Below are 16627 nucleotides of genomic sequence, written 5' to 3'. Positions count from 1 at the left end.
TTATGAACAAACCCAATTGTCAGTTTGGATTTATTTCTACCAATACGATGTTCATGATTCTCTTTTTTGGGGGCTTGTTTTTTTGCGTGTTTCGCATTGGCCCCCATTATTTAGATAATTGGGCAGTTCAGGGAGCATTGAAATCGCTTTCAGAGCAGGAATCTAATTTGGGCGCGATGGATAAACGCGATATTTATCGAAAAATTGAAAATTTTATGATGATAAATAATGTGCGCGGTGAAGAAGGGACTGCATTTAAAGTAGTGCGTAAGAATGACCGCGTGTTAATAAACAATGTATACGAAAAACGTGTACCTATGTTTGCCAATATTGAAGTGTTGCTGATATTTAAAAGTCAGCTTGACACTTCCCAGCCGGAATTATGTTGTGAGTACCTTATCGAAGCTGAATAGCGCACGAATTGAATCTGCGTTGGGGTATCAGTTCCAAGACCCGACTCTGTTATATCGAGCCCTTTCTCATCGGAGTGTTGGGCCGAAAAACAATGAGCGCTTAGAGTTTCTTGGCGACTCGTTGTTGAATTTCTTTATTGCCGAAGCCTTGTTTCATAAATTCCCTACTGCGCGCGAAGGTGATTTGAGCCGCTTGCGAGCGAGTTTAGTGAAAGGCGAAACTTTGGCGGAAATTGCCCGAGATTTTCAGTTGGGCGATTACCTGCAATTAGGCGAAGGTGAATTGAAAAGTGGTGGTTTTCGTAGAGCATCAATTTTAGCTGATGCAGTTGAAGCACTGTTAGGTGCAATTTATATCGAGTCGGGAATGGAAACGTGTAAAACAGCGGTGTTACGTTGGTTTGATACACGGCTTGACTTAACCTCTCCCGCAGAGACCGCAAAGGACGCAAAAACTCGCCTGCAGGAGTATATGCAAGAGCATAAAAAACCCCTGCCACGGTATGAAGTAGTGCGGTGTTTTGGTCACTCCCACTCACCTGAATTTGAGGTGAGCTGCGATGTTGGCGGCGCACAAAAAACCACTATTGCAATCGCTGGCAGCAAGCGTGTAGCCGAGAAAAAGGCAGCGGAACAAATGCTATTGGCACTAGGCGTCAAATAGTTACGTTGCGGTATCGCTAGCACCCTCTCCCTATTATCAGGCGAAATTGTTAATTATGTCTTCTTTAAAATCTGGCTACATCGCGATTGTTGGTCGTCCCAATGTGGGTAAATCGACCTTATTGAATCATTTGCTCGAGCAAAAAATTAGTATTACCTCGCGTAAACCCCAAACTACTCGTAACAATGTGCTTGGCATAAAAACGGTAGGCAGTGTACAGATGTTATTTGTTGATACGCCTGGGATTCATAAAAATCAGGAGAAAGCGATTAACAAAGCTATGAATAAGAGCGCTTCGTCTGCATTGAAAGATGTTGATGTGGTGGTATTCGTAGTGGATAGAAAGCAGTGGACGGACGAGGATGCGTGGGTCTGCTTGCAAGTCTCAAATGTTACATGTCCCGTTATTATCGCGGTCAATAAAGTCGACCAGCTAGACGATAAAAACGAGTTGCTTCCACATTTACAGCATCTTTCTCAGCAGCTTCCTCAAGCAGAGCTTGTGCCTATTTCTGCATTGAAAAATCAAAACTTGGATAAACTAGAAGCTCTTGTTTCAAATTTTTTACCAGAGGGAGAGCATTTCTATCCAGAAGATCAGATTACAGATAAAAATTCTCGATTTCTAGCGGCAGAAATTGTAAGGGAGAAAATTACTCGGCAGTTGGGCGATGAAGTTCCGTATCAGACAGCAGTAGAAATTGAAGAGTTTGTTGAAAATGATAGGCTTGTTACCATTAGTGCGGCTATTTTAGTTGAGCGAAGTGGCCAGAAAAAAATGCTGATCGGTGATAAAGGCGAGCGTATCAAACAGATTGGTCAGCAAGCGCGTGAAGATATGGAAAGGCTCTTTGACTGCAAAATAATGCTAAATCTTTGGGTGAAGGTGAAGCGCGGTTGGTCTAACGATGTTAGAGCTTTACGCAGCCTTGGGTTAGACGAATAGCCGGGGAAATGGGCTATGCTAAAGGTAGAGGACGAGCTGGCTTTTGTTTTACATTGGCGAAACTTTACCGATAGCCGCATTATTATTGATTTTTTTACCCAGCACTATGGCCGGGTAAGTACCGTTTTTCGTACCCGTCACCGGAAATCTTCTGGTTCCAGTAAACCACAGCAGTTTGTACCGCTCTCAATTAGTTATCACGGCAAAAACACACTCAGAACACTCTCGCAAATTGAAATTGAACACCCGCCATTGTTACACGCAGGTGAGTCTCTTTATTGTGGAATGTATATTAATGAATTGATTCAGCGGTTGTTCGCTGCAGAGGACCCCCATCCTCGGTTGTTTGAAGCGTACCATCGTTGTTTGCAGCAGTTAAGTGTTGTGGAGAAAGAGGTGGTTGATGTCGTGTTGCGTGAATTTGAATTTTTGCTATTGGATGATTTGGGTGTTGGTATTGATTTCCTGCAAGATGCGCAAGGTAACTCTATTGAGGCAAGCAGTGAATTTTATTATACCTTCAGCCCCACACAGGGGTTTACACCCGTTGTACCTCATTCGAGACAGCTTTCCCTACGCGGTAGCCAGCTTCAGGCTATCGCAGAAGGGCGATGGGCTGCCGAGGGCGCTCGTTTAGCGGCTAAGCAAGTTTGCAGAGTGGCATTGAACGAAGCGTTGGGGGGCAAACCGTTGGTGAGTCGCGAGCTATTTAAATAGTTCGCCAAGGCTTGCCCGACCGTGCAATTGAGGGCACATTAAGTCGTCGATTCATCTTCGTCAAAAAGCGCACTTACATCAATGGCTTCGTGCCACTCTAACATTTGGTCAATAACGGATAGAAGTTGTGCGATGCTCTCTTCGAGAAGTGGGGGAAGCTCGTTGTGTTGGAGTGCGTGTTGGAGTCTTGAATCTAACTCGGAGCTTAATTTTTGTAGTTTGGGGACACCGCAATAGCAGCAACCCCCATGAAGCTTGTGGACAACTTCTTGAAGTTCCTTGTGATTCCCTTCGTTTAGGTAGGTCGACATTTCCTTTTTAGCCATGGGTAAAGATTCAAGCAACATGACGAGCATATCTTTGGCGAGATCGGGTTTATTTTTCGCCAAAGATAATGATTGTTGGATATCGACGAGTTTCTCTGTGACTTTTTCGATACTGGCTGCTGCTTCGTCGGCGGTATCGATACTCGTTGTATCCGCTACATTGGCGGTTGAGGTTTTAGTCTCGACGATAGTGGTGTTTGCGGCAAGGTTGTGCTCATTGGTGTTGCGCTTGTACGGATTGCGTGCGACCCAGCGATCGATAATATGTTGTAGTTCGTTTTCACTCACGGGCTTCGTTAAATAATCGTCCATGCCCGCCAATAGTAATTTTGATTTTTGCTCATTAACCGCGTGAGCGGTCAATGCCACTACAGGAGTGCGATGGTCAGGGTTTTCACGTTTGCGTAGCTCGCGGGTTGCTTCTAGCCCGTCCATGCCGGGCATTTGGATATCCATCAGAATAAGGTCAAACGCTCGCGTTTCGCATAGCTTTAAGGCATCGGCGCCGTTATCAATGGCAACAACATTCACATGAATATCTTTCAGTAGTTCAGTGACTAATCGAAGATTGGCTGGGTTGTCGTCTACCGCTAATATGTGGATCTCCTTAATTTCTCGTGTAGCACTTTTCGCGGTTTTTGGCGTGTCTGTCTCGGCATCGGCAATGATAATTCCCAGCTGCTCACAGACCGTTTGGTGTAGGCGATTGCAGAGTACGGGACGCTGGATGATAGCGGTATGCGTACCCGCTAAAGCAGGCTCGATTAATCGTTGTATTGCTGGAGAGGCCAAAATCACCGCGGGAATGGAATAATCTTGGTTGAGCGTATCGACAATTTTACGAAGTTTTATCTTATCAAACGTTTTGTCATCAACTTGCGCATCAATAATGGCAAGGTTAACTTGTCCGTTTCGGCAGGCTTCTTCTGTGCTGGATTCGATGTCGTTGAAGTGCGCAATTTCATGGATTTCAGCTCCCCAACCGCGAAGATAATGAGTGATTTCAGTTCGGCTCATAGAGGAGCAATCGTACACCATTGACCGAATGTTACGCAGCGTACCTTTTAAGTAACCCACGGTATTGGCAGCGTTAGGGTTGCGGCCCAGTGTAGAGGTAAACCAGAAGGTCGCTCCTTGACCGGGTTCGCTTTCTACACCAATTTGGCCATTCATTCGATCAACTAGGCCTTTAGCAATGGCCAGCCCCAACCCGGTGCCGCCGTGTGCTCTGCTTTCGCTGGAATCCAATTGGGTAAATGCGTCAAATAACTCTTCTTGTTGTGCTTGGTTTAAGCCAATACCGCTATCGGTAATACGGAAATGCAGTGTAATTTGGTTATCTGCTCTATCTTCTTTGCTGACGCTGACTAATACGTGTCCAGTATTGGTAAATTTAATAGCATTCGATAGAAGGTTGGATAGTACTTGTTTAAGCCGTAACGGGTCACCCAGTAAATGTTCCGGAATATCATGATCGATAACGGTAAGTAGACGTAATTTTTTCTCGTGGGCAGCAGGGGCCTGCAACCGAAGGGACTCCTCCACAACTTGGCGCAAGCGAACGGGTTTATATTCGAGCGTAAGCTTCCCGATTTCCAGTCGTGAAAAATCAAGAATATCGTTGATGATTGTTAATAACCCTTTCGCCGACTCATCTATAGTTTCTAGATATTCGGTTTGCTGAGTATTGAGTTCAGTTTTTTTGAGCAGTTCAGAAAAACCAAGAATGCCATTTAATGGCGTTCTAATTTCATGGCTAGTATTGGCTAAGAATTCAGATTTAACTCGACTGGATTCCAGCGCGCTCTTGCGGGCGATATCCAATTCAATATTTTGTATTTCGACGGTCTCAAGCGTTTCGCGTAGTTCCGCTGTGGATTGCTCAATATTCTGTTGCAGGTTATCTTGTGTAATTCGCTGTAGGCGCGCGAGCTGATTGATATCGTTAACGAGTCGGCCGTAAATTTTACCGGATTTAGCCGATATTTCAGCATCGCCTCTACCGCTAATATAGTTTTGTATACCGGTATGAATATTCTCTAGGGGGTCGAGAATAATGCGTTGATATTTCCTCAGGTAAATAGCCGCTATCAATAGGCAAATGGCAATCGTAACAAGAAGGGCAATAATGCTCTGGTAGCGGGTAATGTAGTGATTTAAATTGTCAGAGACGACAATAATGTATTCCGATTCCGTTTGGTGTGTGTTGCTTGAAACCTCTAACTTTATATTTGTGTGTAAATAGGCGTAACACAAATTATTGATGCAGTAGCTGCGTTTGCTTTTTCCTGCGCGAATGATGTTTTGGCTTTCCTCTGCGGACGGTGTTTTTAGCGGTAGTCCGCGTAGCCAGATGGGATTGAATTCATTGTCGACAATTGCCAGCGTGCGAAATTTTTCTGTGTTAAGAAGAGCCAGTGAAAGCTGGTCGATTGCAACAGGGCTGACCGCTCGGCTGCCAGTGAAGTCGGCAAACAAGGCGAAAACAAATTGATCGCGTGCGATATTTTGCGCGTCCATAAATTGTTGCTGCAAATATAAATAACAGCTTGAAAGGATTAGAAGCGCTAGCGCGCAAGGCCCAATAATGAGCTGCCAAAGCTTGCGTTTAAGAGATCTATTTTCAAACATAATGGGCCTTTGTTGGGAGCTGCGCTGCCGAGATTGTATCTCTATTCGTGTTAACTATTGTTTTAGTATTAAACCGTATTGCCTGTGTAGTTCGGCGCGGATAACCGCACAGTGGCCTGTAGGTATACCGTTTGTTAAAACAGGTTATAGGCGAGTCGGATACCGTTTCTGCTTGGTAGGGGCTGAAAGTAGCCTAGCATAGGCAAAAAGAAGAAATTTAGGAAGCATAACTGTTAGAATTGCGCTCCGAATGTGGTGGGGGCTACCGACTAAATTGCTGCGTTGCAGCGAGGGGAGTGCCTACACTAGGTCGGGTGTCAGCGTCCTTAAACATTGAGATGATTGTGGAGCAGTGAATTTAGTATGGAGTTTCCAACTATAGAGTCATGCGTAGGGCATACGCCGCTTGTACGCTTGCAACGAATGACGGGTATAGAGCGTAATACTATTCTGTTGAAGCTAGAGGGCAATAACCCCGCAGGATCGGTGAAAGACCGGCCAGCCTTGTCAATGATTAAGCATGCTGAAGCGCGCGGTGATATTCGCTCAGGCGATACATTGATTGAAGCAACGAGTGGGAATACGGGTATAGCGTTAGCGATGGCCGCGGCCATAAAAGGCTATAAAATGATTTTGATCATGCCCGAAAACGCGACAGAAGAACGCAAAGCGGCAATGACAGCCTACGGGGCCGAGTTAATTGAGGTCTCGCGCGAAGCGGGTATGGAAGGAGCCAGAGATCTAGCGCAATCTATGGCCGCCGAAGGCAGAGGCGTCGTGCTGGATCAGTTTGCTAATAGCGACAACCCATTAGCGCATTACGAAGGCACGGGGCCAGAAATCTGGTCTCAAACTGCGGGGCGAGTCACGCATTTTGTAAGTGCTATGGGTACAACGGGGACTATCGTTGGTGTTTCCCGTTATTTGAAAGAGCAAAATTCGCGTATTGAAGTGACAGGCCTGCAACCTGCCGATGGTGCTTCGATACCGGGTATTCGCCGTTGGCCTCAGGAATACCTTCCTGCAATTTATACCGATCAGTATATTGACCGTGTCGTCAATATGACCCAGCAGCGTGCGGAAGATACGATGCGTGCACTGGCCCAAGAAGAAGGTGTTTTTTGTGGCGTTTCTTCTGGAGGTGCAGTAGCTGCCGCGCTGGATATTTGCCGAGAAGTGGAGAATGCGGTGATAGTGGCAATAATTTGCGACCGTGGCGATCGTTACCTATCCTCAGGCATATTTCACAATCGATAAAATGAACGTTATTTGATTATTTATGGTTAAAGTCAGGCAAGACCACCCCATCGATCATGAAGGCGCAATTGATATTGTCGCTTGGTCAAAGCGGATTCAAGAATTGGCTCATGTTCCTGCATCCACCCAAGAAAACCTACATCAAGCTTGCTTGCTCGCGCAGCAGGTTGTGTCGCTTGATGGTGATAATAATAGTGATTGGGGTGAGGGTTACTCCACGCTGAATGCTGGCCTTGAAATGGCAGAGATTTTAGCGGAACTTCAGTTAGATGAAGAAACGCTGATCGCGGCCATCCTATACCGCAGTGTGCGGGAAAATAAACTGTCCAGCCAAGCTGTCACAGATGCCTTTGGAAAAGTCGTTGCACACCTCTTAGAAGGTGTGAAACAAATGGCTGCCATTAGTGGTTTGTCGAATCATACCAATGAAAGTGTTTTTGGTCAGGAGTCTGAAGAGCAGTCCGAAAATATTCGAAAAATGTTGGTGGCGATGGTCGACGACGTACGCGTTGCGCTTATTAAACTAGCTGAACGAACGTGCGCAATTCGAGCTGTTAAAAAAGCACCTGTGGAGCGGCGACAAAAAGTGGCCCGAGAAGTGTCAGAGGTTTACGCCCCTTTGGCTCACCGGTTGGGCATTGGTCACATTAAGTGGGAGCTTGAAGATCTTGCCTTTCGATATCTCCAACCTTTTGATTACAAGTACATTGCAAAATTACTGGATGAGCGACGCTTAGACAGGCAAGCCTATATCGATAATGTGATCAGCCTGCTGCATACCGCCTTGGGCGAAGAAAATATTAAGGCTGAAATTTACGGTCGAGCCAAGCATATTTACAGTATTTGGCGAAAAATGCGGCGAAAAAAGATTGGTTTTTCGGAAGTTTACGATATTCGTGCCGTTAGAATTTTGGTGGCGAATGATCGTGAATGCTACACCGTATTAGGCTTGGTACACGCGCTTTGGCGAAATATCCCCCGAGAATTTGATGACTATATTGCTAACCCTAAGGAAAATGGCTATCGCTCGTTGCATACCGCTGTAAAAGGCCCCGAAAATCAAGTGTTAGAAGTTCAGATACGAACCGGTGATATGCACGAAGAAGCCGAGTTCGGTGTTTGTGCTCACTGGCGTTATAAAGATACCGATAAAGACGAAAATTCGGATAGCTACGAACAAAAAATAGAGTGGCTTCGGCAGGTGCTTGAGTGGCACGAAGAGATTGGTGGCAACCCTCTCGATGAACATTTACCTAAAACAATAGAGCAGGATCGTATCTATGTGTTTACTCCCGACGGCCATGTAGTTGATCTGCCCGCACACGCAACGCCCGTTGATTTTGCTTTTAGAATTCATTCGGATGTAGGTATTCGTTGTCGAGGCGCTAAAATAAATGGTCGAATAGTGCCACTTAATTATGCCCTGCGCACCTCCGATCAAGTGGAAATTTTGACAGGAAAACGAGAAACGCCAAGCCGTGATTGGTTGAACTCGAGCCTTGGCTATATTACAACGTCTCGTGCGCGAAGCCGGTTGCAGCACTGGTTTAAAGAGCAAGATCGCGATCAAAACATAGATGATGGCCGAGCGCTTTTAGATCATGAATTTAAACGTCTAGCCGTAGTCAATCTAGATTACCAAGCGTTGGCACAAAAGTTACATTTAAAATCGCTCGAAGATTTGTACGCAGCCGTAGGTACGGCCGATATTGGCGTAGAAAAGGTGATTAACGCGGCCCAGCGTTTATTGAATATAGACACTAATGAGGAACCCGTTGCCTCATTAGTGGGGCGTGCTACCAACGAAACTGGCGGCGCCGATGTTTTTATTAGCGGGGTAGGAAATTTACTCTCGCATATTTCACGATGTTGCAAACCAATACCCGGCGATCGTATTGCTGGGTATATAACGTTAGGCCGCGGCGTTTCGATACACCGTTTGGACTGCATCAATCTCATGCAGCGTCAGGCCATTGAACCCGAACGCATAATATCGGTTAACTGGGCAGAAGAGCCCAGCCAATCGTATTCTGTGACAATATGCGTAGAGGCGTTTGATAGGCATGGCCTGCTGAGGGATATCACAACCTTATTAGACCGAGAAAAAGTTAATGTCAGCGCGATGCAGACATTGTCCAATAAAAAGAAAAATACCGTTGATATGACCTTACAAATAGAAATTGCTGACTTCAATGAGCTTAGCCGAGTGCTTGCGAAGTTAAATCATTTGCCCAATGTTTCATCTGTACGACGTAAAGTGTAGAGGGTTTGGATTTTATGAATACACCCAGCCCCCCGCGCTTCTCGATGGAAGATTTGCTTTATTTAATGGAGCGATTACGAGACCCTGAAACGGGTTGTCCTTGGGACATTAAGCAAAACTACCGTTCAATAACGCCTTCGACAATAGAAGAGGCGTATGAGGTAGTAGATGCGATTGAACAGAACGACCTTGATCACCTAAAAGAGGAGCTTGGCGACCTCTTATTCCAAGTTGTTTTTTATGGTCAGTTGGCACAAGAAGAAAGTCGCTGGTCATTTAATGATGTGGTACATACGCTAACGGCCAAATTAATACGTCGTCATCCCCATGTGTTTCCTGAGGGCACGCTTGAAAGTCAGCGCGCGGCGTCCGAAACCGTGAGTGAAGCGAGCATAAAAGCCTCTTGGGAGGCTATTAAGCAACGCGAGCGCAGTGTTAAAGGTAAGCAAAAAGCATTGGATGATGTGCCGCGAGCATTACCCGCATTGAAGCGCGCCGAGAAATTACAAAAACGCGCCGCTAAAGTGGGTTTTGATTGGTCGAATATTGCCGGAGTATTTGAAAAATTACAGGAAGAGGTGGCTGAGTTGCACGTCGCAATACAAGACGAGAGCGCCGTTCATATTGCGGAGGAACTGGGAGATCTACTGTTTTCTTGTGTAAACCTTGCAAGACACAATAAATTGGATGCAGAGCAGCTCGTTCGTCAAGCAAACCAAAAGTTTGAGCGCCGGTTCAATTTTATAGAAGCAGCACTGGAGCAAGCGGGTTCGAGTTTAGAGGAGGCGTCTGTCGAGCAAATGGACCTCTTTTGGGATCAATCGAAGGCTAATACAATAGATTAATCGGGGCTCCTTTGATGTGGGTGGGCGCCGAATAACTACGCTTTCGGAGGCGCTATTTTGTTTTCGTTGCTTTGTGTCTAGCGAGGTGCTCTTTCGTTAGGGTGAGAAACTCGGGTGTTGGCCCAATATCTTCGTGTAAGGGCTCTCCGAATTCATCCATAGCAACGACTTTGGGGCCCGCAATATAGGGGAAGCTGGCTTCAAGTTCCGCTAGCGCAGAGGTAACAAGTTCGCTTATGAGTTGTTCTTTAGATCGACGCGGATACATTTCAGCTAAAGCGTCTACTTTGGCGGCGTCTTCTAATGAAAGCGTTACGTCGTAAGTGTTATCCGTTAATGTGCAATGCGCGTGTTTGTGCCACGTGGACACCAATTCTCTAACATTCATAATGTACTCTTCTAAGTGATGTAGTGTGTAAACGATCAGGCTGTTTGTTAGCTCTGTGAGAAATGGGGTGAGAGCTTCGATGGTTACCTTACATGGAGCGCCAGGGTCTTTATAATCATGCGTTTGAGTATAGTCTAGCAACGCCTACCGTAGGCGGCGTGATGTCAGCGCGGGAATAGCGATTCGGCTCGCTTGTGTCTGTAGCAGGTGGCGTGTATTGTATCGCCCCTATTTTGAACAGCACTCCGAATTCATACTTCAGCCCTAGAAGGGGTGGAGGAATATAGTGCAATGCTACTAATTATGGGGGCGGAATCGTTCTCACGAATACGACTGTCACTGGGTGAAGCACCTATGGCCGTTTAGTCGCTATTGTGTCTGGCCTATATGGGCTGTGATCAGAAACTTATTAAATTCTTAACGAGGTGAAATCAATGCGAGCAATTTTATTAGGTGCTCCAGGAGCAGGTAAGGGTACACAAGCCAAGTTTATAATGGATGAATACGGCGTACCGCAAATTTCTACCGGTGATATGCTCCGTGCGGCAGTTAAAGCCGGCACTCCTTTAGGTGTAAAAGTAAAAGATATTATGGCATCGGGTGGTCTCGTATCAGACGATATCATTATCGATCTTGTAAAAGAGCGTATTGCACAAGATGATTGTATCAACGGTTTCTTATTTGATGGTTTTCCGCGAACGATTCCGCAAGCCGAAGCCCTGAGTAATTCTGGGGTAGCGATAGACCATGTGCTTGAAATATACGTACGCGACGAAGAAATAGTTGCTCGTCTAAGTGGGCGACGTGTTCATGAAGCATCAGGTCGTGTGTATCACGTCATTCATAACCCGCCAAGCAAAGATGGTTTGGATAACGAGACGGGCGAACCGCTTGTTCAACGTGAAGATGATAGAGAAGAGACCGTACGGAATCGGTTATCCATTTATCACGAACAAACTGAACCCTTGGTTGCTTACTATCAGGATCAAGAAAAGAACAATACTGATGTAAACGTGCGTTTTAACCGTGTTGACGGTGTTGGCTCACTTGAAGAGATCAAAAGCAACGTTCTAGCTGTCTTATCGAAATGATTCTAGCGAGCGAATGGACATTAGCTCAATAGATTGCGTTAAGGCGCTGTTATCTCGCCTTTAAATAAGATAAATGAAAGCCTGGATCCACCTAATTCGCTGTTGTAGTAAAACAGGATGCGAATAAGAGAGGTTCAGGCTTTTTTATCGCATGAAAAGATACTTTCTCTCTATGGCAGGCGCGGTTCGTTATTCAGCGAGCCAACGTTTGAACCTTCATTATTTACACTAATCACGTAACACTCTCGTTTCCCAAAAAAATCGCCTTCATCGTTGATATGTACCGTCGATGTTGCCTTAAGTGCAACTCGATTGACTTTAAATGGTGTCTTTTGGCGTAGTTGTTCAGGCAGCGTTGTAATGAAACGCGTGGGCTGATTCTGCGTAGAAGCAATTTTCTATATTGGAATTTAAGGTTGTTACCGTGTTTACGCATAGCCTATGCGAATTTTGATTCAATATGTCGAGTAGATTTCTTCGTTGTATATTGGTTGATATCGTCCAAGGTAAGAGCCTCTTTTTTGAGTTGAGCCCTCCGATAAACTCCAGGCTCCAAATTGTCTTCGAAAGATGTGCAGCATTTCGGTTTTGCGTGAACAAATAAACTAACGATTGGTCAGCGCTAGAGGATAAAGGGGAATTCTGTGTCGGTAAGGGCGAATTCAAACACTGAAAAGATAATTTCTGCTTTATCAACTATTCTATAGTGGAAGGGTAGAAATAGAGTGGATGAAAAGGCTGGAATGGGTGCTGTATTTTGAATGTGAAGGATTAAATCTGAGCTGTATCCAATTTCTGATTGTGTGAATATTTTTCAACTTGAAACAAAAAAATACCCATTAATCGAAGAATAATTATTAATTTGATAAATTTAGGAAGAAAACTGCCTTATTTGGTTAAAAAACATCATCAAAGGCGTGCAAATTCCCGACAGATAAAATAATATCCCCGCCAGACGCTTAGGTGTCTTTTTATTCAAGGTGCTATGCAACTGATTGGAGCTGAATGATTCAGCAAAAATCAGAAAACAAATACGATTTGTGAGGAGAACTCAATATGGCAAAAGTTGCCAAGAAACGTGGTCGTCCGGCCGCTGCAAAAAATGCGGGTCGTCCAGCGGCTAAAAAAGTTGCTAAATCCGTAGCCGCGCCAGTAGTTGTAGACGCTGCTGCAGCAAAAGCACAAAAAGCATTTGATAAAGCTGCTGCCAATTTGGCCGCCATTGTTAAGTCAGTTGCTGATGCTCGCGCTAAAGCCTCTGCTGCAAAGGTTACTGCTGCTAAATCTAAGAAACCCGTTGATGTACGAAAAGCGGCCACTGCAAAAGCTGCCGTTGCTAAAGTTGCTGAAAAGGCATCTGCTGCAAAACAAGTTGCTGCAGATGCTAAAGCTGTATTAGCGTCGGTTAAAACCTTAGCTGCTGCAAAAGCTGCAGAAGCTGCTGCTATTGCGAAAGTTGTTGCGCTTAAAGATGCTCTTGCTAGCCAAGCCGAAGCTGATTTTGCTAAAGCAAGTGCTGCATTCGCTGCACGCTGGACTAAAGCTCGCGCTGCCGCTGACGGCAAAAAAGTTAAAGCAGCTGCCAAGAAGTTAGCTGTTAAAACTGCCGCTGCTGAGAAAAAAGCAAAAGCAAAAGTAAAAGCCGCAGAAAAGAAAGCTAAAGCCAAAGCTGCAACAGTAGCTAAAAAAGCTGCCGCTAAGGCAAAAGCTGCTGCAAAAGCTAAAAAAGTTGCCGCTAAAGCGACTAAAACCGCTGCTAAAGCTAAGCCCGTAGCTAAAAAAGCCGCTGCTAAAAAGCCTGCGGTAAAAGCTGCCGCTAGCACAAAGAAAGCCGCCAAGAAGCCAGCTAAAGCTGGTGCTAAGCGTCGTGGTCGTCCAGCTAAGAAAGCGTAATAATCGCTATTTGGCTAACGCACAATCATTTAACTGAGATACTTTCAGCGTAAGTGGTTAAAAAATCCCTCGGAGAGCAATTTTCGGGGGATTTTTGTTTGCGTTCTTTGGTTCCGAGTCGGAAAATAGCGATCTCTGTCATTTTTATATTCGTTACCCACTATTATTGATACAACGCTATGTCTAAATTACTCGCTCTTGATGCTTCAACCGAAGTTTGCTCAGTTGCCGTAACCGACGGCTCGACTGTCGTGCAGCGATACTGCGACACACCCAAATCACACTCTAAGGTACTTTTACCTCTTATTAACGAAGTGCTAGAAGAGGCTAAAATCGCCTTATCCGATTTAGATGCTTTAGCGGTAACACGAGGGCCTGGCTCCTTTACCGGTATTCGTATTGGCTTAGGGATAATCCAAGGGCTTTCTTACGGCGCAAAATTGCCGGTTATTGGGTTGAATACACTGGATGTCATGGCTGAGCAATATCGGGCAACATTATCTTGTATGTCCGGTTCAATTATCGTTCCTGCACTAGATGCCCGGATGGGTGAAGTGTATTGGTCGGCTTACCGTGCAGAGAATGAGCATTGTGAAGCCGTGATACCGGCTGCGGTCTGCGCGCCTCTTTGCGCGTTAGAGGAATTAAAAGCACAATTTAGCTTGGAGGATGTTCACGGGGTAGGGCATGGCTGGAGCGTTCAACCTCTAGTTGATACTCCTGTCTCCAAAATCTCTCCAGATTTTAAACCTCGCGCTGAAGCTGCCTTGGCGCTAGCGGTGCAATCCTATAAACCAAAAATGAGCCCATCGGCTTATGCCTTTACAGCGGTAGAGCCAATATATTTACGTAATGAAATTACGTGGAAAAAGCGCCAGCGTATCCGCGATCGCTAATTCTCCCCCTATTCTTATTCAACTCTCGGTTTTACAGTGAATACCGTCAGAATTATCACTTAATACTTTTTTGAGGCCCCGTATGGATATCGTTCAAGTTGTTGTGCTCGCACTCATTCAAGGAATAACCGAATTTTTACCCATTTCTAGTTCTGCGCACTTAATTTTGCCAAAAGAACTTTTGGGCTGGCCAGATCAGGGGTTGGCGTTTGATGTTGCTGTACACGTGGGAACTTTGTCCGCTGTGATGTTTTATTTTCGTCGAGATATTGTTGACCTTATTTCGGGGTGGGGATTATCGGTTGCGGGTAAAGGCACCAATTCGAATGGGCGGGTTGCATGGTGTATTATCGCGGCAACCATTCCGGCGGGGGTGTTTGGTTTGTTATTTGATGACTACATTGAAGCCAATCTGCGTTCTACGAGTGTCATTGCGACAACAACGATTTTATTTGGTGTAGTACTCGCAGTGGCAGATCGATTGCCTAGCAAAGTGAAAGATCTTACTCAATTGACATTATATGCGGCTATTATTATTGGCTTCGCACAAGCGCTTGCGTTAATTCCTGGCACTTCTCGTTCCGGCATTACAATTACAGCGGCGTTATTCTTGGGCTTTTCACGTACAGACTCAGCGAAGTTTTCCTTTTTACTTTCAATGCCCATCATTCTACTTGGCGGCGGATACAAAGGCTTGGAGTTAGTGTTAGGAAATGCCGAGGTTGACTGGTTGGCGCTGGGGCTTGGCATTTTACTTTCTGGAGCGAGTGCTTACCTTTGTATCCATTATTTTTTAAGTTTTATTAATCGACTGAGTATGATGCCCTTTGTGGTGTATCGTTTAGTGCTGGGTGTTTTGTTAATTGCGTACACGCTTTAGTAGAGAATTATTATGTCATCACTTGAATTAACGAACGGTTTATTAGATTTTGTCAGAAAATCCCCCACGCCTTATCATGCAGCCCAGAGTATGGCGACATTATTATCAGTAGAAGGATTTAAACAGCTTAATGAGATGGAACGCTGGAATTTAACGCCAGGTGGTCGCTATTTTGTGGTGCGTGGCGGCGCATCTGTATTGGCGTTTATAGTGGGTACAGAAGCTGTGGAAGAGAGCGGTATTCGTATTATTGGTGCTCACACCGACAGCCCTTGCTTGAAAGTAAAGCCTTTGCCGGAAATCCAAAGTAAAGGTTATGCGCAGTTGGGTGTAGAGGTTTACGGTGGGGCGTTATTAAACCCATGGTTTGATAGGGATCTTTCCATTGCTGGGCGAATATCTTATTTATCGACATCAGGGGAACTTAAAACCGCCCTGATCGATTTTGAAAACGCGATAGCGAGTATACCGAGTTTAGCGATTCATCTAGACAGAGAGGCTAATAATAGCCGCCGCGTAAACCCTCAGACAGATATGAATGCAATTTTGCATCAGGCCGACGAGCCAAAAAGTTTTCGCGCACTCCTATTAGATGTACTCGATGATAAAAATGCGAAAGAAGTACTCGATTTTAATTTGAGCTTCTATGATACGCAGCCGCCTGCAGTGCTAGGTTTAGAGAATGACTTTATTGCAAGTGCTCGGCTGGATAACTTGCTAAGTTGTTATCTTGGTGTAAGGGCGTTGATTGATGCAGGAACGAATCACACCAGCGTACTCATCTGTAATGATCATGAAGAGGTCGGTAGTCGATCTGATATTGGCGCTCAAGGGCCCTTATTGGATGAAGTCATTGAGCGTCTTACCGTGGGAGGAGAGTCACGGCAAATTACCTTGCGCCGCTCGCTTATGTTTTCGGTGGACAATGCCCATGGTGTCCATCCCAATTACGTCAATAAACACGATGACAAGCATGGGCCGATTATTAACAAGGGGCCTGTTATTAAGTTTGATGCCAACCAAAGTTACGCAACGAGTAGCGCTACAGCAGCGTTAGTGCGATGGTTGGCATCGTCGCCGAGCAGTCTCCCATTACAGACTTATGTGACGCGTGCAGATACTCGATGTGGGAGCACCATAGGCCCGATTACAGCGGCTGGTATTGGTATAACAACGGTTGATATTGGCGTGCCGACCTTCGCAATGCACTCCATCAGAGAGTTCGCCGGCGTGATAGATTTGGTGCATATGAATACACTATTGAACCGCTTTTTAACGGTTAAAAATCTACCTTATTGCTCCAACCTGTGACGTTAGTTGCTACACTTTGGTTGATTGGCGCGTAGAATCCCCCCTTTGAAAAGTTGTCATTTTTTTCGACAGGTGCAGGCCCCATTTGGAATGTTTTGAACTGAAT

The 16627-nt window shown here is 45.3% G+C and carries 14 protein-coding genes; 12 read left to right on the top strand and 2 right to left on the bottom strand.

Annotated elements, in window-relative coordinates; translation table 11 throughout:
• Positions 1-2: 2 nt before the first annotated feature.
• Genes H5647_RS18275 through recO form a run of 4 tightly spaced genes read left to right on the top strand, consistent with a single transcriptional unit; the run spans position 3 to position 2740 of the window.
• Complete coding sequence (locus H5647_RS18275; protein WP_045860499.1) at positions 3-413, top strand: DUF4845 domain-containing protein; 411 nt, start codon at positions 3-5, stop codon at positions 411-413.
• On the top strand, positions 388-1077 hold the full coding sequence (gene rnc, locus H5647_RS18270) for a ribonuclease III (RefSeq protein WP_045860498.1): 690 nt from the start codon (positions 388-390) through the stop codon (positions 1075-1077). Before H5647_RS18275 ends, rnc begins: the two co-directional genes overlap by 26 nt.
• A 55-nt stretch (positions 1078-1132) precedes the next feature.
• Positions 1133-2023 (top strand): GTPase Era, encoded by an 891-nt coding sequence (era, locus tag H5647_RS18265; RefSeq protein WP_045860497.1) that lies wholly within the window; start codon positions 1133-1135, stop codon positions 2021-2023.
• A 15-nt stretch (positions 2024-2038) separates the two neighbouring features.
• On the top strand, positions 2039-2740 hold the full coding sequence (recO, locus tag H5647_RS18260; protein WP_045860496.1) for a DNA repair protein RecO: 702 nt from the start codon (positions 2039-2041) through the stop codon (positions 2738-2740).
• 38 nt (positions 2741-2778) lie between these two features.
• Here recO and H5647_RS18255 read toward each other — a convergent pair whose 3' ends face one another.
• Positions 2779-5697: a response regulator gene (locus H5647_RS18255; protein ID WP_082087111.1), complete on the bottom strand. Its 2919-nt coding sequence runs from the start codon at positions 5695-5697 to the stop codon at positions 2779-2781.
• Positions 5698-6060: 363 nt separating this feature from the next.
• On the opposite strand from H5647_RS18255, the gene cysM reads away from it, so the two are divergent.
• From cysM to mazG, 3 genes are read left to right on the top strand one after another with little or no spacing between them, the layout of a single operon-like run.
• Entirely contained in the window at positions 6061-6954 is an 894-nt protein-coding gene (cysM, locus tag H5647_RS18250) for a cysteine synthase CysM (protein ID WP_045860495.1), read from the top strand.
• 22 nt (positions 6955-6976) lie between these two features.
• Positions 6977-9217 carry a GTP diphosphokinase gene (relA, locus tag H5647_RS18245; RefSeq protein ID WP_045860494.1) on the top strand — a complete coding sequence of 747 codons (2241 nt, stop codon included), beginning with the start codon at positions 6977-6979 and terminating at the stop codon, positions 9215-9217.
• Between the two features lie 14 nt (positions 9218-9231).
• A complete protein-coding gene (gene mazG, locus H5647_RS18240; protein WP_045860493.1) occupies positions 9232-10062 on the top strand; it encodes a nucleoside triphosphate pyrophosphohydrolase in 831 nt (276 codons plus the stop codon).
• 52 nt (positions 10063-10114) lie between these two features.
• Here mazG and H5647_RS18235 read toward each other — a convergent pair whose 3' ends face one another.
• Positions 10115-10450, bottom strand: coding sequence for a hypothetical protein (locus H5647_RS18235; protein ID WP_045860492.1), 336 nt, complete (start codon positions 10448-10450; stop codon positions 10115-10117).
• Between the two features lie 434 nt (positions 10451-10884).
• On the opposite strand from H5647_RS18235, the gene adk reads away from it, so the two are divergent.
• The 5 genes from adk to H5647_RS18210 all read left to right on the top strand — a co-directional run bounded on the left by adk (position 10885) and on the right by H5647_RS18210 (position 16521).
• On the top strand, positions 10885-11541 hold the full coding sequence (gene adk / locus H5647_RS18230) for an adenylate kinase (RefSeq protein WP_045860491.1): 657 nt from the start codon (positions 10885-10887) through the stop codon (positions 11539-11541).
• A 1056-nt stretch (positions 11542-12597) separates the two neighbouring features.
• Positions 12598-13434 carry a hypothetical protein gene (locus tag H5647_RS18225; protein WP_045860490.1) on the top strand — a complete coding sequence of 279 codons (837 nt, stop codon included), beginning with the start codon at positions 12598-12600 and terminating at the stop codon, positions 13432-13434.
• Between the two features lie 179 nt (positions 13435-13613).
• Positions 13614-14330 (top strand): tRNA (adenosine(37)-N6)-threonylcarbamoyltransferase complex dimerization subunit type 1 TsaB, encoded by a 717-nt coding sequence (tsaB, locus tag H5647_RS18220; protein ID WP_045860489.1) that lies wholly within the window; start codon positions 13614-13616, stop codon positions 14328-14330.
• Positions 14331-14412: 82 nt separating this feature from the next.
• On the top strand, positions 14413-15210 hold the full coding sequence (locus H5647_RS18215) for an undecaprenyl-diphosphate phosphatase (protein WP_045860488.1): 798 nt from the start codon (positions 14413-14415) through the stop codon (positions 15208-15210).
• Between the two features lie 12 nt (positions 15211-15222).
• The gene (locus H5647_RS18210) at positions 15223-16521 is read left to right on the top strand and encodes a M18 family aminopeptidase (protein WP_045860487.1); all 1299 of its coding nucleotides are present in this window, start codon (positions 15223-15225) and stop codon (positions 16519-16521) included.
• Positions 16522-16627 lie beyond the last annotated feature (106 nt).

Origin of the sequence: Teredinibacter purpureus (assembly GCF_014217335.1) — a bacterium.
Classification (GTDB): Bacteria; Pseudomonadota; Gammaproteobacteria; order Pseudomonadales; family Cellvibrionaceae; genus Teredinibacter; species Teredinibacter purpureus.
This window is presented reverse-complemented; position numbering and strand designations above follow the sequence as displayed.

Coding starts and splice junctions, on each gene's coding strand:
- H5647_RS18275 (WP_045860499.1), top strand. CDS start 3: ATGAACAAACCCAATTGTCAGTTTGGATTTATTTCTACCAATACGATG.
- era (WP_045860497.1), top strand. CDS start 1,133: ATGTCTTCTTTAAAATCTGGCTACATCGCGATTGTTGGTCGTCCCAAT.
- recO (WP_045860496.1), top strand. CDS start 2,039: ATGCTAAAGGTAGAGGACGAGCTGGCTTTTGTTTTACATTGGCGAAAC.
- H5647_RS18255 (WP_082087111.1), bottom strand. CDS start 5,697: ATGTTTGAAAATAGATCTCTTAAACGCAAGCTTTGGCAGCTCATTATT.
- cysM (WP_045860495.1), top strand. CDS start 6,061: ATGGAGTTTCCAACTATAGAGTCATGCGTAGGGCATACGCCGCTTGTA.
- relA (WP_045860494.1), top strand. CDS start 6,977: ATGGTTAAAGTCAGGCAAGACCACCCCATCGATCATGAAGGCGCAATT.
- mazG (WP_045860493.1), top strand. CDS start 9,232: ATGAATACACCCAGCCCCCCGCGCTTCTCGATGGAAGATTTGCTTTAT.
- H5647_RS18235 (WP_045860492.1), bottom strand. CDS start 10,450: ATGAATGTTAGAGAATTGGTGTCCACGTGGCACAAACACGCGCATTGC.
- adk (WP_045860491.1), top strand. CDS start 10,885: ATGCGAGCAATTTTATTAGGTGCTCCAGGAGCAGGTAAGGGTACACAA.
- H5647_RS18225 (WP_045860490.1), top strand. CDS start 12,598: ATGGCAAAAGTTGCCAAGAAACGTGGTCGTCCGGCCGCTGCAAAAAAT.
- tsaB (WP_045860489.1), top strand. CDS start 13,614: ATGTCTAAATTACTCGCTCTTGATGCTTCAACCGAAGTTTGCTCAGTT.
- H5647_RS18215 (WP_045860488.1), top strand. CDS start 14,413: ATGGATATCGTTCAAGTTGTTGTGCTCGCACTCATTCAAGGAATAACC.
- H5647_RS18210 (WP_045860487.1), top strand. CDS start 15,223: ATGTCATCACTTGAATTAACGAACGGTTTATTAGATTTTGTCAGAAAA.